This is a genomic window from Flavobacterium endophyticum (assembly GCF_003634455.1).
Lineage (GTDB): Bacteria > Bacteroidota > Bacteroidia > Flavobacteriales > Flavobacteriaceae > Flavobacterium > Flavobacterium endophyticum.
Genome location: NZ_RBLC01000001.1, coordinates 1,030,823 through 1,057,593 on the forward strand (window position 1 = coordinate 1,030,823; position 26,771 = coordinate 1,057,593).

Annotated in this window: 18 protein-coding genes and 1 tRNA gene; 5 read left to right on the forward strand and 14 right to left on the reverse strand. The window is 38.6% G+C overall.

Annotated elements, in window-relative coordinates:
• Positions 1-69: 69 nt before the first annotated feature.
• Genes CLV94_RS04880 through CLV94_RS04915 form a run of 8 tightly spaced genes read right to left on the reverse strand, consistent with a single transcriptional unit; the run spans position 70 to position 11,586 of the window.
• Entirely contained in the window at positions 70-1,875 is a 1,806-nt protein-coding gene (locus CLV94_RS04880) for a cytochrome c oxidase subunit I (protein ID WP_121375306.1), read from the reverse strand.
• Between the two features lie 40 nt (positions 1,876-1,915).
• Entirely contained in the window at positions 1,916-3,076 is a 1,161-nt protein-coding gene (locus tag CLV94_RS04885; RefSeq protein ID WP_121375307.1) for a cytochrome c oxidase subunit II, read from the reverse strand.
• Between the two features lie 18 nt (positions 3,077-3,094).
• The gene (locus CLV94_RS04890; RefSeq protein WP_121375308.1) at positions 3,095-4,630 is read right to left on the reverse strand and encodes a quinol:cytochrome C oxidoreductase; all 1,536 of its coding nucleotides are present in this window, start codon (positions 4,628-4,630) and stop codon (positions 3,095-3,097) included.
• A 27-nt stretch (positions 4,631-4,657) separates the two neighbouring features.
• Entirely contained in the window at positions 4,658-5,203 is a 546-nt protein-coding gene (locus CLV94_RS04895; RefSeq protein WP_121375309.1) for a c-type cytochrome, read from the reverse strand.
• Positions 5,204-5,211: 8 nt separating this feature from the next.
• Positions 5,212-5,736, reverse strand: coding sequence for a DUF3341 domain-containing protein (locus CLV94_RS04900; protein ID WP_121375310.1), 525 nt, complete (start codon positions 5,734-5,736; stop codon positions 5,212-5,214).
• Positions 5,729-7,132: an NrfD/PsrC family molybdoenzyme membrane anchor subunit gene (gene nrfD, locus CLV94_RS04905; RefSeq protein WP_121375311.1), complete on the reverse strand. Its 1,404-nt coding sequence runs from the start codon at positions 7,130-7,132 to the stop codon at positions 5,729-5,731. Before nrfD ends, CLV94_RS04900 begins: the two co-directional genes overlap by 8 nt.
• A 37-nt stretch (positions 7,133-7,169) precedes the next feature.
• Positions 7,170-10,229, reverse strand: coding sequence for a TAT-variant-translocated molybdopterin oxidoreductase (locus CLV94_RS04910; RefSeq protein WP_121375312.1), 3,060 nt, complete (start codon positions 10,227-10,229; stop codon positions 7,170-7,172).
• Positions 10,230-10,260: 31 nt separating this feature from the next.
• Positions 10,261-11,586 carry a c-type cytochrome gene (locus CLV94_RS04915; protein WP_121375313.1) on the reverse strand — a complete coding sequence of 442 codons (1,326 nt, stop codon included), beginning with the start codon at positions 11,584-11,586 and terminating at the stop codon, positions 10,261-10,263.
• Positions 11,587-11,804: 218 nt separating this feature from the next.
• Here CLV94_RS04915 and CLV94_RS04920 point away from each other — a divergent pair, with 218 nt between their 5' ends.
• On the forward strand, positions 11,805-12,194 hold the full coding sequence (locus tag CLV94_RS04920) for an SPOR domain-containing protein (protein ID WP_121375314.1): 390 nt from the start codon (positions 11,805-11,807) through the stop codon (positions 12,192-12,194).
• A gap of 84 nt (positions 12,195-12,278) precedes the next feature.
• Here CLV94_RS04920 and infB read toward each other — a convergent pair whose 3' ends face one another.
• Genes infB through rimP form a run of 3 tightly spaced genes read right to left on the reverse strand, consistent with a single transcriptional unit; the run spans position 12,279 to position 16,928 of the window.
• A complete protein-coding gene (gene infB / locus CLV94_RS04925) occupies positions 12,279-15,161 on the reverse strand; it encodes a translation initiation factor IF-2 (protein ID WP_121375315.1) in 2,883 nt (960 codons plus the stop codon).
• A gap of 43 nt (positions 15,162-15,204) precedes the next feature.
• Positions 15,205-16,449, reverse strand: a complete 1,245-nt coding sequence (nusA, locus tag CLV94_RS04930; protein ID WP_121375316.1) for a transcription termination factor NusA — start codon at positions 16,447-16,449, stop codon at positions 15,205-15,207.
• A gap of 14 nt (positions 16,450-16,463) precedes the next feature.
• Positions 16,464-16,928, reverse strand: a complete 465-nt coding sequence (gene rimP / locus CLV94_RS04935) for a ribosome assembly cofactor RimP (RefSeq protein ID WP_170148750.1) — start codon at positions 16,926-16,928, stop codon at positions 16,464-16,466.
• A gap of 184 nt (positions 16,929-17,112) precedes the next feature.
• Between rimP and CLV94_RS04940 the strand changes: the two genes are divergently transcribed.
• Positions 17,113-17,937, forward strand: coding sequence for a universal stress protein (locus tag CLV94_RS04940; protein WP_121375318.1), 825 nt, complete (start codon positions 17,113-17,115; stop codon positions 17,935-17,937).
• A gap of 52 nt (positions 17,938-17,989) precedes the next feature.
• Here CLV94_RS04940 and CLV94_RS04945 read toward each other — a convergent pair.
• Positions 17,990-18,060: transfer RNA gene (locus CLV94_RS04945), tRNA-Gln, on the reverse strand.
• A 143-nt stretch (positions 18,061-18,203) separates the two neighbouring features.
• Between CLV94_RS04945 and CLV94_RS04950 the strand changes: the two genes are divergently transcribed.
• On the forward strand, positions 18,204-21,485 hold the full coding sequence (locus tag CLV94_RS04950) for a glycosyltransferase family 117 protein (protein ID WP_121375319.1): 3,282 nt from the start codon (positions 18,204-18,206) through the stop codon (positions 21,483-21,485).
• Positions 21,486-21,555: 70 nt separating this feature from the next.
• Positions 21,556-22,203 (forward strand): polysaccharide deacetylase family protein, encoded by a 648-nt coding sequence (locus CLV94_RS04955; protein WP_121376233.1) that lies wholly within the window; start codon positions 21,556-21,558, stop codon positions 22,201-22,203.
• Here CLV94_RS04955 and CLV94_RS04960 read toward each other — a convergent pair.
• Positions 22,200-22,496: a thioredoxin family protein gene (locus tag CLV94_RS04960; protein ID WP_121375320.1), complete on the reverse strand. Its 297-nt coding sequence runs from the start codon at positions 22,494-22,496 to the stop codon at positions 22,200-22,202. The two genes, CLV94_RS04955 and CLV94_RS04960, sit on opposite strands and share 4 nt — an antisense overlap.
• 72 nt (positions 22,497-22,568) lie before the next feature.
• Positions 22,569-23,801, reverse strand: coding sequence for a metallophosphoesterase (locus CLV94_RS04965; RefSeq protein ID WP_121375321.1), 1,233 nt, complete (start codon positions 23,799-23,801; stop codon positions 22,569-22,571).
• Positions 23,802-24,069: 268 nt separating this feature from the next.
• Here CLV94_RS04965 and CLV94_RS04970 point away from each other — a divergent pair, with 268 nt between their 5' ends.
• Positions 24,070-26,637 carry an FG-GAP-like repeat-containing protein gene (locus CLV94_RS04970; protein ID WP_121375322.1) on the forward strand — a complete coding sequence of 856 codons (2,568 nt, stop codon included), beginning with the start codon at positions 24,070-24,072 and terminating at the stop codon, positions 26,635-26,637.
• Positions 26,638-26,771 lie beyond the last annotated feature (134 nt).

Consider the following 26,771-nt stretch of genomic DNA (forward strand, 5'->3'; position numbering starts at 1 on the left):
GGGCGTTGGCGTCAAAAAAAAATCCGCTTCAATTGCTTGAAACGGATTTTTATAGTCTTTTTATATTGCTTATGAATGGTGAAGTTCTTCTTCGCCATCTTTCATCGGCACGGTTTGAGGAACAAAGTCATCATCAAAACCTGGCTTGCTGTAATCATAAGGCCATCTGTGAACTTCTGGAAGTTCTCCTGGCCAGTTTCCGTGGATGTGTTCTACTGGCGCAGTCCATTCCAACGTATTTGATCTCCAAGGGTTTTGAGGTGCTCTTTTTCCGTAGAAAATGCTTGAGAAGAAGTTCCAAAGGAAAACCAATTGGAAAGCTCCACCTACTAAAGCGAAAACAGTAATCAATACGTTTACGTTTTGCAAGTCATCAAACAACGGGAATGCAGTATTAGTATAGTAACGTCTTGGAAGACCTGCCATACCGATAAAGTGCATTGGGAAGAATACTCCGTAAGCACAGATTGCAGTTACCCAGAAGTGAATATATCCTAAGTTTTTGTTTAGCATTCTACCGAACATTCTTGGGAACCAGTGGTAGATTCCAGCAAACATTCCGTAAAGTGCAGAGATACCCATTACTAAGTGGAAATGCGCTACAACGAAATACGTATCGTGAACGTTGATGTCCAAAGTACTATCTCCAAGGATGATACCTGTCAAACCACCTGTGATGAACGTAGAAACCAATCCGATAGAGAAAAGCATTGCAGGGTTCATCTGCAGATTACCTTTCCAGAGTGTCGTGATGTAGTTAAATGCTTTTACAGCAGAAGGAATTGCAATCAACAAGGTCGTGAATGTAAACACAGATCCTAAGAATGGGTTCATTCCTGAGATAAACATGTGGTGACCCCAAACGATAGTCGAAAGGAAAGCAATTGCTAATATAGAGGCAATCATCGCTCTGTAACCAAAGATTGGCTTACGAGAGTTGGTTGCAATAATTTCAGATGTGATACCAAGAGCTGGCAATAATACGATATATACCTCAGGGTGACCTAAGAACCAGAACAAGTGCTCGAACAATACTGGCGAACCACCTTGGTAGTGCAATACTTCTCCAGCGATATAGATATCAGAAAGGAAGAAAGAAGTACCGAAGCTTCTATCGAAAATCAATAATAATGCAGCAGATAATAATACTGGGAACGATACGATACCGATTACAGCAGTAATGAAGAAAGCCCAAATTGTAAGCGGCAATCTTGTCATAGACATACCTTTTGTTCTCAAGTTGATTACGGTTACTACGTAGTTCAATGATCCCATCAAAGAAGATGCGATGAAGATAGCCATAGAAACCAACCAAAGTGTCATACCTGTTCCTGATCCAGGGATTGCTTGTGGCAATGCCGAAAGCGGAGGATAGATTGTCCATCCTGCAGAAGCTGGTCCAGATTCAACGAAAAGAGAAATAACCATGATTACACTCGAAAGGAAGAATAACCAGTACGATATCATATTCATAAATCCAGAAGCCATATCACGTGCTCCAATTTGCAACGGAATCAAGAGGTTACTAAACGTACCACTCAAACCGGCTGTCAAAACAAAGAAGACCATGATCGTTCCGTGAATCGTAACCAAGGCAAGATATGCGTCGTTTCTCATAACTCCTCCTGGAGCGAATTTTTCACCAAGGAAAAATTTGAACACGCCAAAAGATTCTTCTGGCCAAGCCAATTGCATTCTGAAAAGCATTGACATTCCCACACCGATAACTCCCATGATGATACCAGTAATCAAATACTGTTTTGCAATCATCTTGTGATCGATACTAAAGATATACTTCGTGATAAAGGTATCTTTATGGTGGTGTTCGTGTTCCTGATCGTGTCCGTGATCGTTATCGTGACCTACTGCTGACATATATTATAATTTAAATTTTATTTAAAAGATATACTTATTATTAATTGGCTGCTACAACTTTAGTCGTGTCTGCTGCTGCTTTTGTTGTATCAAGTGGCGCTGTTGGCCCAACTGTTTCTGGTTTAGGCTCTTTTTCAGCTTTTACAGCAGAAACCAATGTTGGCTTGTCGCTTAACCATTTTTTGAAATCAGCTTCGCTTTCAACAACGATTTTCATCTGCATGTTGTAGTGAGAAGGTCCGCAAATTTTATTACAAAGCAAAAGGAAATCAAAGTTATAAGGATCCAATCCTGGCTCGCCTTTTTTCACTAAATCAACGCTTTTCTTCGCTCTAAGTTCATTGATGTGCGCAACTTTTTCAACGATATCTGGATGCTGACGCATTTCAACTGTAGTCTTGTTTGGCGTGAAGGCAAACTGAGTCACCATACCTGGAACACAGTTCATCTGCGCTCTAAAGTGAGGCATGTAAGCAGAGTGCAATACGTCTTGAGAACGCATCTTGAACAAGATTTTCTTACCTTTTGGCAAATGCAGCTCGTTCACTACTTTATCATCTTGCGCATTTGGATCTGAAACGTCAACACCTAAAGTATTTACACCTTCAATGTATCTTACGTTTGCTTTTCCAAGCACATTGTCTTCACCAGAATATCTAGCTTCCCAAGAGAATTGTTTTGCATAAAGCTCCACAACAATTACATCTTCGTCTTCGTCAACAAACATGATGTTTGTCCAAGCGTATAGTCCATATAAAATCAAACCTGCCAAAACGATTACCGGGATGATAGTCCAGATAAACTCTAATTTATCGTTATCAGCAAAGTATAATGCTTTTTTTCCTTGTTTTCCTCTGTATTTGAATGCAAAGTAGTGCAAAAGAGCCTGAGTAATGAATTGAACTATGAAAATCAAAATCATCGAAATCCACATCAAGTTATCTACATCTTGTCCGTGCTCTGAAGCCGAATTGCTCATTAACGGGAAGTGTCCAAACTCAATTATGCAATAAATTGTTGTAACATATATGAAACCTAAGAAGGCAAACATCATATATCCATTAATATTATTGTCTCTATCATTGGCAACTTGTGAGTTATCACTTAGACCGCCAATTTGAGTCAAATCGAAAATTTTAGTTAATTGCCAAATTGCAACAGCTAATAAAACTAAAACTATAATTACCAACAAACTTGTCATCTGTTTTTTCTTTAAATATTAATAATGAAAATGTTTACTTTCTTCGATAAATGGATTTCTTTTCGCCAATAGAGGTGATTTTGTAAGTGCTGTAAAGACTACAAAGATAAATAACCCAAGGAAGAAAAATACCGCTCCGATTTCGCCTGCTCCGATGAACCAACGGTCACCAACAGTTGCCGGCATGATCATGTTATAGAAATCAATATAGTGACCTGCCAAGATTACGATACCTGCCATAACAACAATCCAAGTCAGACGTTTGAAATCTGTGTTGATCAAGATCAATACTGGGAAAAGGAAGTTCATAGCAACCATTCCGAAGAAAGGCAAGTTATATTGCTCGATTCTTGTGATGAAGTATGTTACCTCTTCAGGGATATTTGCATACCAGATCAACATGAATTGTGAGAACCATAAGTACGTCCAGAATACACTGATACCGAACATGAATTTCGCTAAGTCGTGGATGTGGCTTGTGTTTACATATTCTAAGTATCCTCTTGATTTTAAGTACAAAGTAACCATTGCGATTACTGTGATACCGCTTACGAAGAAACTTGCGAAAACGTACCAACCGAACAATGTACTGAACCAGTGAGGGTCAACAGACATAATCCAGTCCCAAGACATGATTGATTCTGTAACGATAAAGAATACTAAGAATGCCGCAGACATCTTGAAGTTCTTTTTGTAGAAAGCATTGTCGCTTGCTTCGTCTTGAGCCAAACAGTTTTTTCTAGAGAAATATCTGTAAAGGTTCCATCCGATGATGAAAACTGCCGCTCTGATTAACCAGAAGTATTCGTTAAGATAACCTGATTTGTTAGCGATTAGTTTATCGTATTTTGGATTTGCAGGATCTAATAAGTCAGCATCCATCCAAACATATAAGTGGTGAACGTGGAAAGCCCCTAATGCTAAAAGAATAAATACGATAATAGAACCCCATGGCAAATAAGCCGTGATTCCTTGCATTACTCTAAACAAAACTGGAGACCAGCCTGCTTGAGCTACTTGCTGGATTGCATAGAATGCTAAAGCACCCAATGAAATCAGCATGAAAAACAATGCCGCAACGAAAACTGCTGCCCATGGCTTGTTTTTTAATTGGTGAAAAACGTGCTCTACGTGTTTTGCATGCTCTGCATGTGCCACATCGTGTCCGCCTTCAGCTTTGTCATGACCGTGAGCCGCAACAGCAGCGTGGTCTTTATCTGAATGATGTTCTTCAGTTGCAGCAACTGCATGTGCTGTATCTTTTGAAATTGAAATTGTATCAACGTGCACTGAATCTGCCATACTAGCTTCAGGCTTTACTTCAGCAGTTGCAACTGGTGTTTCATGAACCTCAGTAGCAGCTGCATGAGTGTCATGCGTTTCATGGCCTGCCGCTTGATGATGCCCACCGTGCTCTTCTGCTTCTTTCTTAAGGATTTCCTCTACTTCAGCTGTATTTTTTGGTGCAGTTAAAAAACTATATCCTACCCCAAGGATACCTAACACCATAAGGATAATAGAAAGAGTTTTTAATTTGCTTGAAAATGTGTACATATCTATTAAGATCAGTTTGTTCTACAATTATAATTCGCTTTTTAGTTTCATCACATAAGCTGCAACCATCCAACGCTCTTCTTTAGTAAGTTGGTTAGCATGAGAACCCATTGCATTTAATCCGTAAGTTTCTACGTGAAAAACACTACCTTCAGTGATAACTCTATCGGCATAGCTAGGAACTCCTAAGAATTTCTCTCTCTTCACCAAATTTCCTTTTCCATCGCCTTTTTCACCGTGACAGATTGCACAATAAATTGCGAAGAGCTTTGCTCCTTTATCAGAATTTCTAGCAATAGAATCTAAAGGAGATTTCAAATTCGCTTTAGCCAATTCATAACCAGCAGTCGTATTTTCATATTCATAAGGTTCGAAGCCTCTTGGAATAGATCCTTTTGCAGGCAACTGTCCTTCTTTGCCGTTTTTAAAAGCATTAGATTCAGAATAGGTTTCATAACCTACTGATTCATACATATTAGGAAAGTATTGATAATTTGGCTTTTTCTTGTTGTGACAAGAAACGGCCGTTATCGCAATTCCTACCAAAAGTGTTATTTTATATAAACTTTTCATATCTCCTATTAATGCTTTTCTATTACTTTAACTTCTACTGCTCCAGTATTTTGGAAGAATGTAACTAATTCATTCTCGTCTCCGTGAACTGCAACTTCCATCAAGAAATGGTCATCTGTAGTTCTAACATCTGGATTTTCTGCTTTTTTGAATGGCCATAATTTACTTCTCATGTAGAAAGTAATAACCATTAAGTGGGCAGCAAAGAATACTGTCATCTCGAACATAACCGGAACGAAAGCTGGCATGTTTTCGATGTAGCTGAAACTTGGTTTTCCACCGATATCTTGCGGCCAGTCAGAAATCATGATGTAGTTCATCATTGTTGTTGCCACAGACAGACCTACTAATCCGTATAAGAAGGCGCAGATTGCCAATCGAGTTGGAGCTATTCCCATTGCTTTGTCCAATCCGTGAACTGGAAAAGGCGTGAAAACTTCTTCAATATGGTGATGAGCAGCACGTGTTTTCTTAACGGCATCCATAAGCACATCATCATCATTATAAATAGCGTATATAACTTTATTACTCATGGTGTGAATGTTTATTTTCTTCTCTTTGTTTTTTATAGTTTTCTCCAGAAGATTTCAAGATTGTTTTAACCTCTGCTTGAGCAATCACAGGGAAAGATCTAGCATATAGAAGGAATAATACAAAGAAGAAACCGATTGTTCCGACAAATATTCCAATATCAACGAAGGTTGGCGAGAACATTGTCCAAGAAGATGGAAGGTAATCTCTGTGCAATGATGTTACGATAATTACGAAACGCTCAAACCACATACCGATGTTTACCACAATCGAGATAACGAAAGAGAACATGATACTTGTTCTTAATTTTTTGAACCACATGAACTGAGGAGAGAACACGTTGCAAGTCATCATTGCCCAGTAAGCCCAAGCATAAGGACCTGTTGCTCTGTTCAAGAAGGCATATTGTTCGTATTCAACACCTGAATACCATGCAACGAACAACTCAGTGATATAAGCCACACCAACGATAGAACCTGTAATCATGATTACGATGTTCATCAATTCGATATGTTGTAGTGTAATGTAAGCTTCTAGGTTAGAAACTTTTCTCATGATGATCAGCAAGGTGTTTACCATCGCGAATCCTGAGAATACCGCTCCAGCAACGAAGTATGGAGGGAAGATTGTTGTATGCCATCCTGGAATTACGGATGTTGCGAAGTCAAAAGATACGATCGTGTGTACAGAAAGTACAAGTGGCGTTGCCAAACCTGCAAGAACCAAAGATACTTCTTCGAAACGTTGCCAGTCTTTTGCTCTTCCGCTCCAACCGAAGCTCAAGATAGAATAAATTCTTTTTGTAAAAGGAGTGATTGCTCTGTCTCTTAGCATTGCGAAATCCGGAAGCAAACCTGTCCACCAGAAAACTAGCGATACGGAAAGGTAAGTAGAAATCGCAAATACGTCCCAAAGCAACGGCGAGTTAAAGTTAACCCAAAGGGATCCGAATTGGTTTGGAATCGGCAATACCCAGTATCCTAACCATGGGCGACCCATGTGGATAATCGGGAACAAACCTGCTTGAACAACCGAGAAAATGGTCATTGCTTCTGCAGAACGGTTAATCGCCATTCTCCATTTTTGACGGAATAATAAAAGTACTGCGGAAATCAGAGTTCCTGCGTGACCGATACCAACCCACCAAACGAAGTTCGTGATATCCCAAGCCCAGCCAACTGTTTTATTTAATCCCCATGAACCGATACCAGTAGATATGGTGTATATGATACAGCCGAGTCCCCAAAGGAAAGCGACTAGTGCGATTGAAAATACAATCCACCATTGTTTGTTCGCTCTACCTTCAACAGGTGCAGCTACATCTACTGTTACGTCGTGATAAGATTTATCACCTATAACTAAAGGTTTTCTAATGGGTGCTTCGTAGTGAGACGACATAATCCTTTATCTTGTTTCTTAATTAATTATTTATTGACTAGGTATTTCTAACTTTTACATGATAGAATACGTTCGGTTTTGTTCCAACGTGCTCTAACAAATGATACATTCTGTTATCTTGCTCTAAATCTGCAATTTTACTTTCTTTATCATTTACATCACCAAACATCATAGATCCTGATGTACATGCAGCAGAACAAGCAGTTTGGAATTCGCCATCCTTAATTGCTCTACCATCACGTTTTGCTTTCAAGATTGTTGCCTGAGTCATTTGAATACACATAGAACATTTTTCCATAACCCCTCTTGAACGAACTACAACATCTGGATTCAATACCATACGACCTAAATCGTCATTCATGTGGTAATCGAACTCTGAATTTTTGTTGTACAAGAACCAGTTGAAACGACGTACTTTATAAGGACAGTTGTTTGCACAGTAACGAGTTCCAACACATCTGTTGTAAGCCATGTGGTTTTGACCTTGACGTCCGTGTGAAGTTGCCGCAACTGGACAAACAGTTTCACATGGCGCGTGGTTACAGTGCTGACACATTACAGGCTGGAATGCAACTTGCGGGTTATCTGATGGATGTTCCATTTCGCCAAAACCTCCTAAAGAGCCTTTGTCACCGAACAATCCTTCGAATCCTTCTTTTTTCTCGTTGTCTTGTTCGAAAGTATCCTCAGAAGAATAATATCTGTCGATACGCAACCAGTGCATATCACGGCTTCTTCTAACTTCAGCTTTTCCAACAACAGGAACGTTATTTTCTGCATGACAAGCGATAACGCAAGCGCCACAACCTGTACATGAATTTAAGTCAATCGATAATTTAAAATGGTGTCCAACTGAACGATCAAATGAATCCCATAAGTCGACAGTGTTTGCTTTAACAGGGTTGTGATCTAGAGAAACCATCGGTGCTGGATTCCAAACAGAAGCATCTTCTTTTTCGAAAACATCAAGTGTTGTTTCTTTAATGATATCACCTCTACCCATCAAGGTTCTTTGCAACTGAACACAAGCAAATTCGTGATCGCCGCTTACTTTCGTAACTTTTGCAGCTTGATTTGCATTTGAATTTGCATATAATGTATAGGCGTTAACACCTATTTGCATTTCTTCTTTCAAAGATTCTTTACGGCCGTAACCAAGAGCTACACCGATTGTTCCGACAGCTTGACCTGGCTGGATAATTACCGGAACTTTTTCCAATTTCACACCGCCAACTTCGATGTCAACATAGCTACCATTCAAACCACCGTTAGCAACATTATAGTTTTCTAAACTTAATCTTGTAGCATCAGCTTTTGAAATTGTAACGTAGTTATCCCAAGAAACACGCGTGATTGGATCAGGGAACTCTTGCAACCAAGGATTGTTGGCTTGCTGACCGTCTCCCATTCCTGTTTTAGTGTACAATACCAATTCGAAATCGCCTGCCTTTTTAGCTTGCGCTAAAGTTGAAGCAGCACCTCCGAAATCAGCTGAACCAGCAGTCGCACCAGTTATAGGTGTAGAATAAATTCCGTCATGGACTAATTTATTCCAAGTTGTTCCTGTAGCGATTGAAGTCGCAACCGCTTTAAGGTAATCGTAATATGCGGTACTGTTATCAGACCAAAGCAATAAAGCTTCCTGAAACTGTCTTGTATCGAATAAAGGACGAATCGTTGGCTGCGTGATGCTATAATTTCCTTTAGAAATTGTTACGTCACCCCAAGATTCTAAGTAGTGAGGCGCTGGAGCAGCAATTGAAGAAAGTACCGCTGTTTCATCTTCTTTTAAAGAAAATGCTACAGACAAGCTTACTTTTTTCAAGCCTTCAGCGAAATCTTTTGAAGCAGCTAATGTATACACTGGATTCACACCGCTCATGATCAACGTGTGAACGCTTCCAGCTTTCATGTCAGCCACTAATTGCGCAACAGCTTTAGCATTTCCTTTTCTAGTCAATCTAGCACCAGAAGGATTGAATGCTTCTGATTTTAATGCATTGTTAATTGCAAATACAAGCAATTGTGCATTCAAATCATCTAAACCAGAAACCAAAACTCCTTTTGATCCTGCTGATTTAAGTTGCTGTGCCGCTTTCATTACTTCTTCTTCTCTTGCTACTTTTTGAGTTCCAACAGAAAATCCTGTAATGATATTATAAATTTTAACCAAAGCATGCTTTTGGTCAGTAATTGTCAATGGAATACGTTTATCAGCATTTGCTCCTGATAAAGACATGTTTGATTCCAATTGGATGTGCTTCGACATTTTTCCGTTTTTCGGAACACGTCCTTTTGCATATCCAGAATCAAATCCGCCACCTTGCCAGTCTCCTAAGAAATCAGCTCCTACAGAAACGATAACCTCTGATTTAGAGAAATCGTAATCTGCCAAAGCTCTTTCCCCGTATACCATTTGGAAAGCATCCAAGGCATTTGATTCAGAAACAGCATCGTATACGATATGTTTTGCAGATGGGTTTTTTGCGATAAATTCAGCAATCAATTTATCTGTAGATGGGCTTGCCATAGTATTCGTAAGCAATACTACTTGACCGCCTTTTGCTTTAGCATCGTTTAAGCTCGCTTTTACTTTTGCATCAACATCAGACCAAGAAGCTGATTTTTTTGCAATTTTTGGCTGTTTTAAACGAGTATTATCATATAAAGAAAGAACAGAAGCATGAACTCTGGCGTTTGCGCTAAGTTTTACTCCGTCGATTGTATTATTTTCAACTTTGATCGGACGACCTTCGCGTGTCTTGATTAAGATATTAGCAAAATCAAATCCGTCAGCCATAGTTGTTGCGTAGAAATCTGCAACTCCAGGAATAATTTCTTCTGGCTGTACCACGTAAGGAATCGACTTAATTACCGGACCTTCGCAAGCTGCTAAAGAGGCTGCTGCTGTACTAAATCCTACATATTTTAAGAAATCACGACGTGATGTTGATGATGCTGATAATGATTCTTTGTCTCCTAAAAACTCTTCGACAGGAATTGGTTCTGCGAATTCGTTATTTCTGAGCGTCTCAACAATAGAACTATTATCGTTTAGTTCTTCAACACTTTTCCAGTATTTTTTGTTTGATGACATCGTATATATATATTAGCTACTTAATAATTGATTAATAGTGACACTTACCGCATTCCAATCCGCCCATTTCAGCGGCAGTAAGTTTGTCTTTGCCATATTTCTTAGCAAGTTCTGCGTGGATTTTGTCATAGTAAGCATTACCTTCCATTTTCACATCAGTCTTACGGTGGCAATCAACACACCATCCCATTGTCAATGGAGAATGTTGTTCCATGATTTCTAATGTTTCAACTGGACCGTGGCAAGTTTGGCACTCAACACCAGCAACAGAAACGTGCTGAGAGTGATTGAAGTACACAAAGTCAGGAAGATTATGAATTCTAACCCATTTCACAGGTTGTGTTTTTCCAGTATATTTTTGAGTCGCTTTATCCCAGCCTACTGCATCGTATAATTTTTGGATTTCTCCATCATAGAATGCTTTGCTGTGTTCTGGAGTCCCAGTAGTTTCAGCAACTTCAGAGATATTTTTGTGGCAGTTCATACAAACATTCAAAGAAGGAATACCTGCATTTTTACTAACACGAGCAGAAGAGTGACAGTATTTACAATCGATACCGTTATCTCCAGCGTGGATTTTGTGAGAATAGTGGATTGGCTGGATTGGCTGATATCCTTGATCAACACCAACCTGCATCAAATAACCATACACAAAGTATCCGCTAGCCAGCAACAAGAAGATTGCAGTTACCAAAACCAAGAATTGGTTTCTAGCAAAAGCTACCCAAATTGGAGTTGTAGGCTCTTTTTTAACTGGCTCTACTCCGTTTGCTTTAGCAATCTTGCCAAGAACATTGTTCACCAAGAACAACATTACAACCAACATCACCATAACAAGAGCTAAAGCACCAAGTATAACGTTATTAGAAACACCTACACCGCCTTGCTCCATTCCTCCGGTTTCAGACCCACCTGCTACAGCAGGCTTTTCAGCTTTTGGCTCAGATGTATAAGCTAAAATATTATCAATATCCGCATCAGACAATTGAGGAAATGCAGTCATTACAGACTTGTTATTCTCATTAAAGACTTTTACCGCAGCAGCATCTCCTGATTTGATCATAGCCTGGCTATCTTTAATCCAAGCATGAAGCCATTTTTTATCATGTCTTTCAGTCACGCCTCTCAAAGCAGGACCTGTCATCTTCGCGTCTAATTTATGACACGCAGCACAGTTGGCATTGAAAAGAGCTTTACCCGCAGCAGCATCGCCGGCACCCGCAGCAGGAGCTGCAGCTTCGGCAGCTGGAGCAGCAGCTGGTTCTTGAGCAAAAGATGAAACGGAAAATGTTAGCATTAGCGCTAAACTGAACAGTAATATTCTTGAAATCGAATTATGGTTACCCACCTTTTTCATATTTAAAATGATTATCGACTAAATTTGGTATGGTTTTTTCTCTACAGAAAAATGAGAAAATTCAATACGTTCTTTAAAACTTTGCACAAAAATACGACTTATGAACTATTCTCAAAACCTTAAATAAGTCTTAAATATCAATTTATATTAATTCTAAATAATTTTTTTAGATTTGGTTAAAAGCAGAAATATTACATTTGTATAAAATTAACTTCATTATGAGAATTTTAAGTCAAAAATCCCTATTCATAAATGTTTCTTTCATAGCGTTTTTAACAATTTCTGCTCATTCACAAGAAAGAAATATTAAGGTCACACAAGACCCAAAATTCGAGCAATTGTTGAATGAAAAGCGCAAAATCAACTCTTCTTTAACAGTTAACGAGCGTTATAAAATCCAAATTTTTAATGGCGACAGCGAGAATGCAAAAAAAATGCTTCAGGAATTCAAAAAGGAGTTTAAAAATCTCGACGGAACGATCGTTTTCAACACTCCAACTTATAAAGTTTGGATCGGAAATTTTAAGACAAAAATCGAAGCGGAACGCAATCTTATGGACCTGAAAAGGAAATACCCAAACGCATTGGTTATAAAGCCAAGTAAGTAATGTAGTAGATTTCTAAAGCCTATAAAACAAAAAAAATCCCGATGTTTCCATCGGGATTTTTTATTGGTTGCTTAACAACCTAAATTATTTCAGTTTTTTCTTAACGGCTACTTCTTGGAAGGCTTCGATAATATCATACTGTTCAATGTCATTGTAACCTTTGATTTGGATACCACAGTCATAACCCTTAGCTACTTCTTTCACATCGTCTTTGAAACGTTTCAGCGTTGCTAATTCACCTGTGTAAATTACGACACCTTCACGGATCAAGCGGATTCTAGAGCTTCTGAAGATTTTACCATCTGTAACCATACATCCAGCAATTGTTCCAACTTTAGAAATCTTGAATGTTTCACGGATTTCGGCAGTTCCTGTAATCTCTTCTTTCATCTCTGGAGACAACATTCCTTCCATTGCATCTTTCAAGTCATCGATTGCATCATAGATGATCGAGTAGTTACGGATATCGATTTCTTCTTTGTCAGCTAATTGTTTCGCATTACCAGCTGGCCTTACGTTAAATCCGATAATGATCGCATCTGAAGCAGACGCCAACATAACATCGGTTTCTGTAATCGCACCAACTCCTTTATGGATGATATTGATTTGTATTTCTTCTGTCGATAATTTAGAGAACGAGTCAGACAATGCTTCTACAGAACCATCCACGTCACCTTTCAAGATAATGTTCAACTCTTTGAATTGGCCAAGTGCGATACGACGTCCGATTTCGGCCAACGTAATGTGTCTTTGCGTACGTACAGACTGCTCACGCATCAACTGCGTACGTTTTGCGGCGATTTGTTTCGCTTCTTTTTCGTCTTCAAAAACGTTGAACTTATCACCTGCTGTTGCCGCTCCATCCAAACCTAAAACAGATATTGGAGTCGAAGGTCCAGCTTCTTTGATTACGTTTCCACGTTCATCATGCATTGCTTTTACTTTACCGTGATGTTTACCGGCAAGCATATAATCACCTACTTTTAAAGTTCCGTCTTGAACTAAAACTGTAGAGATATAACCTCTACCTTTATCAAGGAAGGCTTCAACAACAGTTCCAGTTGCAGGCTTGTTCGGATTTGCCTTCAAATCTAAAAGTTCTGCCTCAAGCAATACTTTTTCTAGCAATTCTTTTACACCTAAACCTGTTTTTGCAGAAATATCATGAGATTGGATTTTTCCTCCCCAGTCTTCTACAAGCAAGTTCATCCCTGCTAATCTTTCTTTTATCTTTTCAGGATTTGCCGTAGGCTTATCCACTTTATTGATTGCGAAAATAATCGGCACATTAGCTGCTTGCGCATGGCTAATCGCTTCTTTTGTTTGTGGCATGATATCATCATCCGCTGCAATTACGATAATTGCAACGTCGGTTACCTGAGCACCACGGGCACGCATCGCGGTAAACGCCTCGTGACCTGGAGTATCAAGGAAAGCGATTTTTTGTCCGTTTTCTAAAGTAACACCGTAAGCACCAATATGCTGCGTGATTCCACCAGACTCGCCAGCGATTACGTTTTCTTCACGGATATAATCCAGCAAAGATGTCTTACCGTGATCGACGTGACCCATTACGGTTACGATAGGCGCTCTATAAACTAAGTCTTCTGGCTTGTCTTCAACAGTTTGGATTGCTTCTTCAAGTTCTGTCGTGATGAATTCAACATCATAACCAAACTCATCGGCAACAATTGTCAGAGTTTCCGCATCTAGACGCTGGTTCATGGTTACCATGATTCCAAGTGCCATACACGTTCCAATTACTTTTGTAATCGGCACATCCATCATGATAGCAACTTCTCCTACAGTAACGAATTCTGTTACCTTGATTGTTTTGCTTCCTTCTTCGAATGCTCTTTGTTCGTCATCCGATTTTTGACGGTGCGTATCTCTTTTATCTCTTCTATATTTAGCCGCTTTAGATTTGCTTCCTTTTCCTTGAAGTTTCTCTAAAGTCTCTCTAATTTGGTTTTTAACTTCTTCTTCCGTAGGCTCAACTTTTGCTACAATAGCCGGTCTGTTACCTTTTACGAAACCTGGCCTAGCGCTTCTGTTTGCATTGTTTCCGCCAGCATTATTATTGCTGTTCGGACGAATAGCATTTCCGCCGCCTTGACCTGGCTGTCCGCCTGTTTGTGGCGCGCCTGGCTTTCCTGGAATTCTTTTTCTCTTGTTTTTATTATTATTGTTCGCATTGGCACCTGCTGCTCCTGGAGCACCTGGCTTGTTTGGAACAATTTTCGGCTCTTCTTTTTTCTTTTTAGGCTTATTGAATTGAGATAAGTCAATAGTCTGTCCAGTAAAAGTAGTACCCGATAATTTTTGGTATTGTGTAGCGATTGCTTCTTCAGCAGGCTGATCACCTTCTGGTGTTGCTTTTGCTTCAGGAGTTTCTTTTTTGTCCTCTTTTTTGGCAACAGGAGCAACTTCAGGTTTCGCTTCTTCTTTTACGGTTTCAGCTTTTGGAGCAACAACTGGTTTTGGCTCAACCGGTTTTGAAACTTCTTGTTTTTCAACAGGAGCTTCTTTGACTGGTTCAGCAGGTTTTTCTGGAGCTGGAGTCGGTTCAGTGGCTTTTGGTGCTGGCTCTACCGCAGGAGATTTTGGCTCCAAATCGATTTTTCCAACTTGCTTCGGACCAGACAAAACAGCCTTAGCTTTGATAACTTCTTGACGTTGGCGCTCTTCCTCTTGCTTGCGTTTCTCCTCTATTTCGCGCTCTCTTTCTACACGCAATGCTTCTTTCTCTTTCCTTTTTTCTTCTCCAACTTCTTTAGAAGCCTCTTTTTTCCCTTTATCGCCAGCAAATTGACTTTGCAGAATATCGTATTCCTTGTCAGATATTTTCGCGTTTGGGTTTGCATCAATAGCAATTCCCTTATCTTTTAGATAATCAACGGCCCTATCTAACGAAATATTCAATTCCCTTAAAACCTTGTTAATTCTTATTACTCTCTCTTCAGACATAAAACCTTTTTATTATTACCTTTTTTGTTGTGTTGTTGTGAATTTAGTCTTCGAACTCTTCTTTCAAAATCCTTATCACATCAAGGATCGTCTCTTCTTCTAAATCGGTTCTTCTGACTAAATCATTCACATCTTGTTTTAAGATGCTTCTTGCGGTATCCAATCCGATTTTCGCGAATTCTTCGATTACCCAAGCTTCAATTTCGTCAGAGAATTCAGTTAATTCAACATCGTCCTCTTCTTCTGCGATATTACCTTCACGGATAACATCTAATTCATATCCTGTCAAAAGTCCAGCCAATTTGATATTATGACCTCCTCTACCGATGGCTTTCGACACTTCTTCTAACTTCAAGAAAACATCAGCTCTTTTGGTTTCTTCGTTGATTTTGATTGAAGAAACTTTTGCAGGGCTTAATGCTCTTGTTATAAACAGCTGCGTGTTTGTTGTATAATTGATAACGTCGATATTTTCGTTTCCAAGTTCACGAACAATGCCGTGGATTCTTGAACCTTTCATACCTACGCAGGCTCCAACTGGATCAATTCTGTCATCATACGAATCAACAGCTACTTTTGCTTTTTCACCTGGAATTCTAACCACGCCTTTGATCGTAATCAAACCGTCGAAAACCTCAGGAATTTCTTGCTCAAACAATTTTTCTAAAAACTTCTCCGAAGTTCTAGACATGATAATTTGAGGCTTGTTCCCTTTTAATTCCACATTTTCAATGATTCCTCTAACATTATCTCCTTTTCTGAAAAAGTCAGATGGAATTTGTTTTTCTTTTGGAAGTACGATTTCGTTCCCTTCATCATCCACCAAAATTACAGCTCTTGGACGAACGTGATGTACTTCGGCAGTATAAATATCGCCAATTAAATCTTTAAATTGCTTATAAAGATTCGTATTATCGTGTTCGTGTATTTTTGAAATCAGATTTTGGCGTAACGCTAAGATAGCTCTTCTTCCTAAATCGATTAATTTTACTTCTTCAGAAACTTCTTCTCCAATCTCGAAATCCGGCTCAATCTTTCTTGCTTCGGTTAATGTAATCTCTTCATTTTCGAAATCTAGATCTTCGTCTGCAACAATAACTCTTCTTCTCCAAATTTCCATATCGCCTTTATCAGGATTGATAATGATATCGAAATTATCATCAGAACCATACTTCTTTTTCAATGCATTTCTAAACACATCTTCCAAAATCGCCATAAGCGTTACACGATCAATTAGCTTGTCGTCTTTGAACTCTGAAAATGACTCGATTAATGCAATATTCTCCATGCCTATTCTTTAAATTAAAATGTTATTGTAACAATTGCTTCTTTTATGTCGGTATACGGAAGTTCTTGTCTTTTTTCAACAGTTTCTTTTCCTTTACCTATTTTTTTTGGTTCTCTGGCAGTCCATGTCAATGTGATAAATTCATCATTCGCATCAACAAGTTCTGCAGTTATGATTTCAGTTGCAGTCTTCACTTGTAAAGTCCTGCCGATATTTTTCTTATACTGCCTTACTAATTTCAATGGAGCTGAAACACCTCCTGAGGCTACCTCCAAAGAAAAATCTTGTTCTTCTCTATCGAGATTATGTTCAATAGCACGGCTGATATCAATACAGTCTTGCAAAGTTACGCCATTATCTCCATCTAAAGTAACAATAATTTTGAAAGCATCTGTAATTGAAAGATCAATAAGAAAGATCGACGGCTTTTCTTCAAGACCTGCATTTAATAACTCGCTAACTTTTTCTTTAAATGTCATATTTTTATAAAAAGAGGGGACAATTAGTCCCCTCATTATTTAAGTTTTAATAAATAACGGTGCAAATATAGTGTTTTTTTTCTATATTGAAAATCATTGTAGTATATTGTGCCATGTTAAATTAAATTCTTACCTTTATGTAAGAAAAACAAACTATCTTTCATACAACCTTACACTCAAAATTATGAAAAAAATTTTAGTTCCAACCGATTTTTCTGATCATGCAGAATATGCTTTAAAAGTTGCGGCACAGATAGCAAAAAACAACAATGGCGAGATCGTTCTCCTTCACATGCTGGAGCTTCCAGGACAAGGAAGCGATGCAATTGGGTCTGGTAGCGACATCCCTGAAATCATGTTTTTCAAAAACAAGGCTATTGAAAAATTAGAAAGCCTGATGGACATCAGCTATCTTGAAGGAATCTCTGTTTCTGAAATCATACAGTTTGAAAAAACATTCGAAGGAATCATCAATATCAGCAAAAAAAATAACGTAGATTTAATCGTGATGGGTTCTCATGGAGCGAGTGGCTTCCAAGAAATGTTCATCGGATCCAACACTGAAAAAGTAGTGCGCTCTTCTGACATCCCTGTTTTGGTCATCAAAAAAGAAGAAGGCGAATTCAGTGTAGAAAAATTCGTATTTGCTTCTGATTTTTCTGAAGAAATAAAAGGTTCTTTTTCAAAAGTCGTAGAGTTTGCCAATAAATTCAATGCACATCTTAATTTGGTAATGATCAACACTCCGAACAGCTTTAAGCCAACCGATGTGGCTAAGAAAATAATGCACGATTTTGTATCAAGCTTTAATGTCAGCAATTTTACGACTCATATCTATAACGACACGAATATCGAAAAAGGAATCCTCAATTTCGCAAAAAGCATCGATGCCGATTTGATTGGAATGAGTACTCACGGAAGAAAAGGTCTTTCTCACTTTTTCAACGGCAGTATCAGTGAAGATTTGGTGAATCATGCACAAAGACCGGTTGTCACTTTTAAGATCTAAAAAATACCGATTATAAACAAAAAAACCTCTCAATTTCTTGAGAGGTTTTTTGTTGGCTTACTAGGACTCGAACCTAGAACGACTGGACCAAAACCAGCTGTGTTACCATTACACCATAAGCCAATACTGCTTGATTGCGGGTGCAAATTTAGTACAAAAAATATATTGCGCAAATTTTTCTTCAATTTTTATTGAATATTTTTTTTTTGGCTTTTCGTTAAATAAAAAAGCATTTTCTTTGCAAGTATAAATTTTATTAGTTCTCTATGGTATCTTTCAACTTTAAAAAATGGAATACAATTTTGGGATGGTCGGTTTTTGCGATTGCATTAGTGACTTACTCCCTGACTGTTGAACCCACATTAAGTTTCTGGGATTGCGGCGAATACATCTCTACAGCAGCAAAACTTGAGGTAGGACACCCTCCTGGAGCTCCTCTTTATCAAATGATGGGCGCCTTCTTTGCCATGTTTGCTACAGATGCTTCAAAAGTCGCATTAATGGTCAATATGATGTCCGTTTTTTCAAGTGCATTTACCATTCTTTTTATGTTTTGGTCATTGACCATGTTATTAAAAAAGCTTGTTTCTAGATTTTCAGAAATCGATACTAACACTGCTATTGCCATTTTAGGAAGTGCTTTTGTAGGTTCTTTAGCCTATACTTTCTCTGATAGTTTCTGGTTTAATGCTGTAGAAGCTGAAGTTTATGCCATGGCAAGTTTGCTGATAGCCGTATTATTCTGGCTTGGATTGCGTTGGGAACAAGATATGGATACGCCACGCGGAAACCGATGGCTATTGCTGATTTCATTAATCGTAGGACTTTCTTTCGGTGTCCATTTCATGGCCTTGCTTACGATTCCTTCTATTGGATTTTTATACTACTTTAAACACTATAAGACGGTTACGGTCAAAAATTTCATCATTGCAAATATCGTAGTAGTTTCTATCTTGCTTTTCATATTCAAGTTGCTTTTACCATTGACGATGGGATTCTTCGGAAAAACCGAAGTTTTTATGGTCAACAGCCTAGGAATGCCATTTGATTCAGGGACTATTTTTGTAGCGCTTTTATTCGTAGCCGCTTTCTATTTCGGATTAAAATACACGAAGCAAAAAGGTTATGTACAATACAACACGATGATTTTGTGCATCCTGTTTATTTTAATCGGATTTTCAACATGGATGATGCTTCCGATTCGCGCCAACGCAAACACCGTTATCAACGAGAACAAGCCTTCGGATGCTAGAGAGGTTTTGGCTTACTATAACAGGGAACAATACGGAGTAAATCCATTATTCTACGGACCACAGTTTTCTGATACGTATGCTGGATTGGACAAGAAAAACCCGTATTTAGACAAAGCGCCTAACTACGAAAGAGATTACAAAACCGGAAAATATGTGATTGTAAACAATTACAAAAATGCCGAGCAGAATACAGACGACAATCATAAGACATTCCTTCCAAGAATGTGGAGCCCGGAACATGCCGAAAACTATATGACATTCACGCATGTCTTGAATTTCAGAATGGATCCTAACTATGCTTACGAAGAAGAATTGCCAAGATATGGCATCAATCCTAATGATTTGTCTGAAGAAGAATTGGCACACTATACGTCACAATTGCGTGCCGAAATGGAGAAAAATGTAGCAGAATTCAGAAGAGCCTATGCTTCTGGACAAATTGATACGGAAGGATACCACAAATTCCTGAAATCTTATGGCGATTATCTGATTATTGACAAGCCGACAACTGCGGACAATATCAAATTCATGTTTGAATACCAATTCGGCTATATGTATTGGAGATATTTGATGTGGAATTTCACAGGAAGGCAAAACGACAACCAAGGAAAATATGACAATCTAGATGGAAACTGGATGAGTGGTGTCAAATTTATTGACGAAGCTCGCTTAGGCTCTCAGGAGAATCTTCCTGCAGATGTCTTAAACAACAAAGGACGAAATTTATACTTTTTCTTGCCTTTTATACTTGGAATCATTGGATTAATCTATCACGCCAACAAAGACCTTAAAGGCTTTTATGTATTGCTAGCCTTGTTTTTATTCACTGGACTGGCATTGAAAATTTATCTTAACGAAAGGCCGTTTGAACCTCGCGAAAGAGATTACGCCTTGGTAGGATCGTTCTATGTTTTTGCAATCTGGATCGGATTTGGTGTCTATGCAATATTCGATTTTATCAAAAAATGGCTCAATCCAAAGATTGCAGGACCAGTTGTTATCGCCACCACGCTATTGGCAGCTCCAGTCCTAATGGCTTCTCAAAACTGGGACGACCATGACCGTTCTGGAAAATATACCGCAATTGCCATGGCAAAAGCCTATCTGAATTCTTGCGAACCTAATGCGATTCTATTCACCATTGGTGATAACGATACGTTCCCGTTATGGTATGCTCAAGAAATTGAAAAAGTACGTACAGATATCCGTATCGTAAACACCAGCCTTTTCATGACAGATTGGTATATCGACCAAATGAAGGCTAAAGCATATGAATCGGAACCATTGCCGATAACTTTCAAGCACGAACAATATGTCGGCGACAAGCTGGATTATTCCATCCACAGGCCGCAGACGGAGAAGAGATGGAACATCAACGACTTTATGAACTTCCTTTCTCTTAATGACCCTAGAGCATTGTATGAGATTCCTAATGGTCAAAAAATCCATTATTTCCCAACAAACAAAATCAGGATTCCTATCAACAAGGAAGAAATTATAGCCAACAAAGTAGTTTCTCCTAAATATTATGATTCGATCGTGCCGTATATCGACATTGACATTAAAGATAATGCTTTGTACAAAAACCGATTGATGATGTTGAATGTCGTAGCCAACAATAACTGGAAACGTCCAATCTATTTCACAGGCGGAAGCTTTGGAGACGACGATTACCTTTGGATGAAAAACTACCTCCAATTAGACGGAATGGTTTACAAGCTAGTACCGGTAAAAACATCTATGGAAAAAGCACCAAGTCCGATGGACATGGGACAGATTGATTCTGACAAAATGTATGATATCGTAATGAAATGGGACTGGGGCAATGGCGGAAGCACAAAAATCTACCACGACCCAGAAACACGCAAGAACAGCATCAGCTACAGAACGAACCTAGCGCGATTGATGGAACAGCTTATCAACGAAGGCAAACCTAAAAAAGCAAAAGACATTATTGATCTGGCTATGAAAGAAATGCCAATCGACCAATATGGTTATTATGCTTTTGTAGAACCATTCGCTGGCGGCTATTATGAAATAGGCGAAAAAGAAAAAGCCAGAGACATCTTGAAAAAACTGATAAAGAAATATCAAGAAAATCTGACGTATTTCAAAACGTTCTCAGCAACCGAACAGAATGATTATTACGTAGACATCGTTACCGATATCGAACGCTATAGAGGACTGTTAGAAGTCATGAAAGATCGTGGCGATAAAGAGTTTTATGAAGCAAGCCGAAAAGACTTCAACTCTTATAACACCATGTTCAAGCGTTTTGAACGAGACAATGAATAAAAATTAAAATCCTAAAATGTGCCAATTTGAAATTACAAATTGGCACATTTTTTCTTTAAAAAGATTTGATATGGATTTACTCTGGGTAAAAACAAATCGATTGATCAAGTGGCTTTTTCCAAAATATACTTGGGACATTCCAAACAATGCAAATAAGATCTATCTTACTTTTGATGACGGGCCTACTCCCGAAATCACAGAATGGGTTTTAAAACTATTGAAAGAGCAGGATATAAAAGCGACATTCTTCTGCATAGGGAATAATATAGAAAAGTATCCCGACATCTTTCAAAAAGTGCTTCAAGAGGGACATGCTATTGGAAACCACACATACAATCATCTTAAAGGCTGGAAAACAGCTAAGGAAGATTATATTGAAAACACCAAGTCGTGCGAGCGAATTATAAAAGAGTACACCAAAGATAGTGACCGAAGATCAAAGCTTTTTCGTCCGCCTTATGGGAAGATAAAATTCTCGCAGGCCAAAATATTGCGACAATTAGGATACAAGATTGTAATGTGGGATGTAATAAGCGTAGATTATGATAAAAACATCTCGCCGAAAAAATGTCTGAAGAATGTTACAAAAAACACTGCTTCTGGGAGCGTGATTGTTTTCCATGACAGCATAAAGGCGTTTGACAACCTTAAATTTGCATTACCCGAAGCAATACGCTATCTAAAAAATAAAGGATTTGTTTTTGACAGGATTGATTAAAGCTGTTCTTGAACCAAGCCGATAATGGTGTTCGCATCAAGTTCTCCAGATTGCCTCCAGATCATCTGTCCTTCTTTGTATATCATAAGCGTAGGGAGCCCTTTAATACGCAAAGCGTCTGCCAACTCTTGATTTTTGTCCACATCAATCTTAATCACTTTTGCCTTGTCACCCAAAGCAGCAGCTACGTCTCTGATAACAGGATGCATCGATACAGACTGTTCATTCCAATCTGTATAAAAATCAATTAAGACTGGTACTGAGGCGTTGATAAGTTCTCCAAATTTTGACATAATTGAAAATTTACTTTGACTTTATTCCTAAATTACAACAATTTTTAATACAAATGTAGCATATTTACTGAATTATGCTACATTTTCACCTTTTTTTAGCGTGATGACCGTAATTTCGGGTAAAATACCAACCCTGCCAGGATAAGCGTGAAACCCAAAGCCCCTATTTACATAAATATAGCGCCCTGCATTTTCGTATAAACCAGCCCATTGCTTATAGACATATTGAACTGGACTCCATTTGAAAAATCCTGGAATTTCAATCCCAAACTGAAGGCCATGCGTATGTCCGCTCAACGTCAGATGGTATTTTGTCTGGTGGTTTTTTATCTCATATTCCCAATGTGAAGGATCATGGCTCATCAAAATCTTGAAATCAGAATCTTTCAAGCCTTCCGATGCTTTGGTCAAATCGCCTGCTTTTTTGAAATTATGTCCCCAGTTTTCTACTCCAACCAAAGCAATTTCATCTGTCCCGTTGTTGATTTTTACGTTTTCATTAAGGAGCAATTTAAAATCAATTTGACGGTGTAAGTCCTTAATCGCTTCAAAGTTGTCGTTTTTATCTTTTTCAGAAGGCCAAGTAACATATTCTCCATAATCATGGTTTCCTAAAACGGAATACTTGCCCAGCTTAGGAGTATGAATCTTCTTGAAAGTCTTAATCCACGGATCCATTTCCACAGCATGCGTATTTACGATATCGCCTGTAAAAAGAACAATGTCCGATTGCTGTTCATTAATCAAATCAATCGCATATTGGATTTTTTCAGGATTATCAAAACTGCCGCTGTGCACATCTGAAATTTGAGTGACCGTAGTTCCGTCAAAACTATCCGGAAGATCTGGAAAAAACAAGGTCTGTTTGATAACCTTAAAATTATATTTTCCGACCGTCATTCCATACAAAAGTGAAATAAAGGGAACAGCCGCAGCGCCTAGTGCCACTTGGCTCAAGAACTTCCTTCTGTCTGGGAGGAAATGCCCTTTGTCGTTATTGCCTAGAAAATGAGTAATAATTCCCGAAAAAACACGGTAGATATCTTCCCCAAACAGGAAGAATGTCACGACAAGTTTCGGTAAAAACGTCAACAAAACTAAACCTAACGTAATTAATGACTGTTTATTTTGGCCTACGCTCCTGTCAAATTGCGTAAAAGAATAGATGACAAAGATGATTACGGCCAGCGAAATAAGTTGATACGGAATCAGAATCCACTTTGCTTTTGTAATGGTCTTAAAAGCCTGAAAAGCATAAAGCTCAACCAATACCACAAAAGCAATAAAAAATATCCAACGAAGCATAGTATGATTTAGAATTTAAGCAAAGTAAATAAATAATGAAGCTGTTGGTAATTTAATTGGATAAATTTTAACTATAACACCATATGACCAACAGAATCCACAGCAAATTTTATAATTGAATTATCACATAATAAAATTTGTATGTTAAAATATTTAGAAATAGCAAATACGGAAAGCCGTGAAAAGAAAATTCAGCAAAACTAAACTACTACTTATTTTTATTTAATCTAAATAAATAACTTTGCGAGCGTATTACAAATATCTCATTATGAAAAAAACATACTTTATACTAATCGCTATCCTAACCAGTGGCTTGATGCACGGCCAAATTTTCCAAGAAGTCAGCAATCAGACTTTTCAAGGCGTATTTTATGGCGACTGCGCTGTAGCGGATTTTGACAATAACGGAAGAACAGATTTTATTATTTCAGGAGCCAAACCAGGATATACAGGATATTCAGGGCTTTTCAAAAATAACAATGGTGCCTTTACAGAAAATGTAGGCGCTTCCTTAAGCCAGATCATGTACTCTTCGATTGCTGTTGGCGACCTTAACGGCGATAATAAAAAAGATATCATCATTACTGGGACAAAAACTGGAGAAAATTCGTCTGTCGTTTTTGAAATTTATTATAACAATGGGGACGGCACATTTACAAAGAATGAAAATTCTGGAATTCCTGGCGTGAACTTCGGTTCTGTCCAAATTGCCGACATGACAAATGACGGAGTTGCCGACATCATCGTTAATGGAAATCTAGGATCAGAATATATTACAAAAGTCTATCAACAAAACGAGGGCGGTACATTTACGGACCTAAACGCTGGGTTGATGGGAACTTATTTTAGCGCCATCAAAGCTTTTGATGCCAATAGCGACGGAATTAACGATCTTCTTGTGACTGGATTCAGTACAAATTTCACTCCTGAAACCAAGCTTTATATCAATTCAGGAACTGGAACTTTTACCGAAAAGCCGATTACAATTCCGGGCATTTATTTTTCGTCTATTGATGCTCTGGACATCAATAACGACAGCCACTTAGATTTGCTGATTTCTGGGACAGACTACACTCCTACTGCCAGCCTTACGATTTATACTAATGATGGTTTCGGAAATTTTACAGCGCAAGCAAACAACTTCGCAGGAATCTATAACGGCAACACAAAATTCGTCGACTACAACAAAGACGGCCTGATTGATATATTTGCTATCGGAAGCAATGCCGCTGGAGATAATACTGTCCTATTATACAAAAACAATCTTGATGGAACCTATACGGAAGATACCGTAAACAGCGCCTCTATTGTTGGCGTAAATATGTCTAAAGGCGAATGGCTTGATTTTGATAATGACGGCGATTTAGACCTACTTACTATAGGTTTTGAAGGAGCTGATGTAGCTCAAACAAGGCTTTACAGAAATAGCACCATCAACCAAGAAACTTGTGGAGAACCTGGAAACAATACTGGCGATTTAGGCTGTGTGACTTTTAATTATGAAGGAACAAGCGTGACCTATATTACTGTCCGCGGAAGTGACGGAAATGTATGGTTACAACAAAACTTGGGCAGCGCCAGTGTAGCAACTTCTCAAAACGATGAAGCTTCTTACGGAGATTTATTCCAATGGGGACGATGGGACGATGGTCACCAAAAAAGAAACTCTGCTCTAGGCACAGCGCCTACACCAAACAATCCGGCCGGACTTGCTACAGGAATTGATACTTTCTATACCGGCTGGTGGTCGCCAAATGCTTTATCTGACACATGGGAAGCAGCTACTCCAGCAGCAGCAACAGATATAAACGGCTGTGATCCATGCAAGGCATTAGGAAATGGCTGGAAACTTCCGACGGAAGCAGAATGGACCGCTATAAAAGATTCGCAAAACATCTCAAATCCGGCTACTGCTTTTCAAAGCGTCCTAAAATTGCCCACTTCGGGATACAGAGCAGCATCGGGATCATTTAGCTTTGTTGGAACTAGAGGTTATTTCTGGAGCTCGACAACAAGCTCATCTGGCGCAAAATATTTTTATGTAGGCACGACCATCGCAAATCCATCAGCAGGAGCACCAAGAAGCCAATCTGCTGCAATCCGATGCTTAAAATACCCACAGGCATCAAGCTACTGTAATATATCTGTAGATTTTGACGTTGAGCCGATTACGATGGTAAATTTTTCAGACATCAACAACCTGACTTCAGAAACGTTAAATGGCACTCCTGCTTATGAAGACTTTACGGCAATAGTCGGAAATGTAGTAAGAGGAAACACCTACCAATTAACCGTAAAAGGAAATACTGTTGGACAGTTTGAGCACGATATAAGAGCTTTCTTTGACTGGAACAAAGACGGAGTTTTTGACATGCAGACAGAATACTATCCATCTGTACTGACTCCATCTACAGGAATTGATGCTGTAGAAGCAACTGTAAGCATTACTATTCCAGCGACAGCGACAATCGGTGATACAAGAATGAGGGTCATCAAAGACCAATGGAATATATACGAAGAAGGAGAATTCGACGCCTGCTTAAATGCTTATTACGGACAAATAGAAGATTACACTATAAACATTCAAGAAAGCTTGGGCACGATTGATTTCAACAAAAATGACTTCAGGTTGTATCCAAACCCGACAGAAGGCATCATCAACATCCAAGCAAACCAAGAAATCAAAAACGTCACTATTTATAACCATTTAGGACAGCTTATCGCTACACAAAAAGCTCCTCAAATAAACATAGCAAACCTTTCAAGCGGAATCTATATGATTCGCGTAGATTTTGAAAACGGACAGGCAGCCAAACAAAAAGTAGTCAAAAAATAAACCAACCATTTGCTTATATCCATATCCTTTTTTAGTTAGTTTTTTGTTTTTTTGAGAAACCGATGCCGATTTATTTAGCATCGGTTTTTCTGTTTTACATCTTAAGTTTTGTATTTTTGGAAGCTATACAAACA

What these genes read in the sequence shown, in the direction of transcription:
- CLV94_RS04880 (WP_121375306.1), bottom strand. Translation starts at nt 1,875, where the DNA reads ATGTCAGCAGTAGGTCACGATAACGATCACGGACACGATCAGGAACAC.
- CLV94_RS04885 (WP_121375307.1), bottom strand. Translation starts at nt 3,076, where the DNA reads ATGACAAGTTTGTTGGTAATTATAGTTTTAGTTTTATTAGCTGTTGCA.
- CLV94_RS04890 (WP_121375308.1), bottom strand. Translation starts at nt 4,630, where the DNA reads ATGTACACATTTTCAAGCAAATTAAAAACTCTTTCTATTATCCTTATG.
- CLV94_RS04895 (WP_121375309.1), bottom strand. Translation starts at nt 5,203, where the DNA reads ATGAAAAGTTTATATAAAATAACACTTTTGGTAGGAATTGCGATAACG.
- CLV94_RS04900 (WP_121375310.1), bottom strand. Translation starts at nt 5,736, where the DNA reads ATGAGTAATAAAGTTATATACGCTATTTATAATGATGATGATGTGCTT.
- nrfD (WP_121375311.1), bottom strand. Translation starts at nt 7,132, where the DNA reads ATGTCGTCTCACTACGAAGCACCCATTAGAAAACCTTTAGTTATAGGT.
- CLV94_RS04910 (WP_121375312.1), bottom strand. Translation starts at nt 10,229, where the DNA reads ATGTCATCAAACAAAAAATACTGGAAAAGTGTTGAAGAACTAAACGAT.
- CLV94_RS04915 (WP_121375313.1), bottom strand. Translation starts at nt 11,586, where the DNA reads ATGAAAAAGGTGGGTAACCATAATTCGATTTCAAGAATATTACTGTTC.
- CLV94_RS04920 (WP_121375314.1), top strand. Translation starts at nt 11,805, where the DNA reads ATGAGAATTTTAAGTCAAAAATCCCTATTCATAAATGTTTCTTTCATA.
- infB (WP_121375315.1), bottom strand. Translation starts at nt 15,161, where the DNA reads ATGTCTGAAGAGAGAGTAATAAGAATTAACAAGGTTTTAAGGGAATTG.
- nusA (WP_121375316.1), bottom strand. Translation starts at nt 16,449, where the DNA reads ATGGAGAATATTGCATTAATCGAGTCATTTTCAGAGTTCAAAGACGAC.
- rimP (WP_170148750.1), bottom strand. Translation starts at nt 16,928, where the DNA reads ATGACATTTAAAGAAAAAGTTAGCGAGTTATTAAATGCAGGTCTTGAA.
- CLV94_RS04940 (WP_121375318.1), top strand. Translation starts at nt 17,113, where the DNA reads ATGAAAAAAATTTTAGTTCCAACCGATTTTTCTGATCATGCAGAATAT.
- CLV94_RS04950 (WP_121375319.1), top strand. Translation starts at nt 18,204, where the DNA reads ATGGTATCTTTCAACTTTAAAAAATGGAATACAATTTTGGGATGGTCG.
- CLV94_RS04955 (WP_121376233.1), top strand. Translation starts at nt 21,556, where the DNA reads ATGGATTTACTCTGGGTAAAAACAAATCGATTGATCAAGTGGCTTTTT.
- CLV94_RS04960 (WP_121375320.1), bottom strand. Translation starts at nt 22,496, where the DNA reads ATGTCAAAATTTGGAGAACTTATCAACGCCTCAGTACCAGTCTTAATT.
- CLV94_RS04965 (WP_121375321.1), bottom strand. Translation starts at nt 23,801, where the DNA reads ATGCTTCGTTGGATATTTTTTATTGCTTTTGTGGTATTGGTTGAGCTT.
- CLV94_RS04970 (WP_121375322.1), top strand. Translation starts at nt 24,070, where the DNA reads ATGAAAAAAACATACTTTATACTAATCGCTATCCTAACCAGTGGCTTG.